The sequence below is a fragment of the Arthrobacter sp. 05N33_2 genome (assembly GCF_056397425.1).
The window spans coordinates 1-2,437 of record NZ_JBFTNJ010000132.1 but is presented as its reverse complement, the minus strand read 5'-3'; the positions used below and the strand labels follow the sequence as shown (position 1 = coordinate 2,437).

Genomic DNA, 2,437 nt, shown 5'->3' with positions numbered 1-2,437 from the left:
CCTATAAGGGGCTCGTCGTCGACGAGATCGACGCGAACAACGACGTCGTCACACTCCTCGACGGTCAGACCCTCACGGTGGGCCAGATCACGAACGATGTTACCGACGATCAGAAACGTCGCCTTCAGATCCGCGAAGTCATCCGCGCCCACCTCGACAAGGAGAGGCAACTCTTCGGTCTGGGCATCAAAGTACTTTCGCTGTTCTTCATCGACGAGGTCCCGAAGTATCGCGACTATACCCAGCCGGGCAACCTCGGTGAGTATGCTCGCGTTTTCGAGGAGGAGTACGAGGCCCTCAGAGCAGAAAGGCTCAGCGAACTAGACCTTGATGAGTCTGCTGCGCGATACCGCGACTATTTGGAGCGCGATGTGGTCCGCACGATCCACAACGGCTACTTCTCCGTCGACAAGAAGACCGGCCGGTGGGTTGACGGTGACATCGAGGCTACTGGCGACAACAAGGGCCAGTCGCGCGACACTGAAGCATACGACGCCATCCTCCGAGATAAAGAAAAGCTCCTCGACCTAAACTACCCACTTCGCTTCATCTTCAGCCACTCCGCACTGCGTGAGGGCTGGGATAACCCCAATGTCTTTACCCTGGGGTTCCTGAAGCGGGCAGCCGCCGGCGACTCACGCCGGCAAGAAGTCGGCCGTGGTCTGCGGCTAGCTGTCGATCAGAACGGCGAGCGGGCAGACAACCCGGTCACCGTGCACGAGATCAACGAGCTGACAGTCGTGACGGAAGAGTCCTACGCCGACTTCGTGCGCGACTTCCAGCGGGAGACACTCAACCTGCTCAGCGCGCGGCCTCGGAAGGCGACGCCAGAGTTCTTCACCGGGGCTGCGCTCCACGACGTGGCCGCAGGAACGGAGCACAAGCTCACAGTCGACGAGGCGAAGCAGCTTCAGTACTGGCTCACCGCTAACGRCTTCATCGATTACGAGCAGCAGCTCACCGCCAAGTGGRTCGATCGTCAGAACCTTCCCGAAATTCCAGCCCTACCTCCGGCGCTGGAGCCGTATTTCTACCAAGTAGCCGAACTCATCGACTCGCTCCACGTTGAGGCCCCGAAGCTGACCGATGGTCGCAAGCCAAAGCTGATCCCCATCAACAAGTCGAACTTCGACAAACCGGAGTTCCAAGAGCTTTGGCAGCGCATCAACCGCAAGGCCTTCTATCAAGTCCAATTCGGCTCAGAAGAGCTGATCAACAGTTGCGTCCGTGTGCTCGACACATCGCTCAACGTCGCCAAGATGCAGTACGTCGTTGTCGTGGGCTCGATGGCTAGCGACATCGACACCGACGCTCTCTCAGCTGGGAGAGCGTTCAAGATCGCCAAAACCACCACTGAGTCATCAGAACTCAGTGCTAGCTCGACTGTCCCGTACGACCTACTCGGTGAGATCGCGGAGAAGACGCGACTTACTCGCCGTACGTGCGCCGCGATCCTCACCGGAGTCACACCCGCGACCTTTGCGAAGTTCAAGCAGAATCCCGAGCAGTTCATCACCGAAGCGGCCCGACTGATCAACGAGCAAAAGTCCGCCACGATTATCCAGAAGATCGAGTACAACCTTCTCGACGATCGCTACGATTCCGCGATCTTCACACAGAACCAGACCGCGCAGGACCTCTCGAAGGCGGTCCATACCCCGAACCGAAATGTCTTCGAGTACGTCGTCGATGACTCTGGCATCGAGCGCGCCCTTGGCGCTGCTCTCGACGTCAGCAACGAGGTCGTCGTCTACACGAAGCTTCCGCGCGGGTTCTTTATCCCGACCCCGGTCGGCGACTACAACCCGGACTGGGCGATCGCGTTCACCGAGGGCAGCGTCAAACACGTCTACTTCGTCGCCGAGACCAAGGGCTCGTTGTCCACGCTTCAGCTGAAGGGTGTCGAAAACGCCAAGATTGAGTGCGCCCGCAAGTTCTTCGCGTCGCTGAACGAGAAGTCCGGTCACGACGTGAACTACGACGTCGTCACCGACTACACCGAGCTGATGCAGCTCGTTGGCCCTGGCGCGCAACCAGCAGTGCTGCAGGAGTTCGCGACAACACGCGACGCCAGCTGATCCGAGTTCGAGCAATGTGAAGTAAAGCGGAGGTGGGTGATTTCGTCGATGCATGCCGAGGACACGCCTCTAAGTCCCCAGTAGAAAACGAGCACACCCCACATGACATCTCTCATCTCCTGGCTCGATGCGTCCACCGAGGAAAACTCGAAGATGCGCGAGCTCGTGAAGCTCTTCGGCACGCCGGAAACCACTGATGACCTCGGCATGGGCCAGCTGCGCGATGCGATCAGCAACAGCCTGTTCCCCGGCACCTCCGTGCTGCACCTGGGAGCGCGGTACATGCTCCTTGTGCCTTGGGCCTACGTCACCGCACACAAAAGCACTAGAAACCCGGATGACGTGCGAAAGCGGTCGGA

The 2,437-nt window shown here is 59.2% G+C and carries 2 protein-coding genes; both read left to right on the top strand.

What is annotated here, in order from left to right:
• A partial coding sequence (locus tag AC1DHX_RS20565; RefSeq protein WP_476900449.1) for a restriction endonuclease occupies positions 1–2,078 on the top strand: 2,078 nt, incomplete at its 5' end.
• A gap of 102 nt (positions 2,079–2,180) precedes the next feature.
• The coding region (locus AC1DHX_RS20560) for a DUF6361 family protein (RefSeq protein ID WP_476900448.1) at positions 2,181–2,437 on the top strand (257 nt) is incomplete at its 3' end.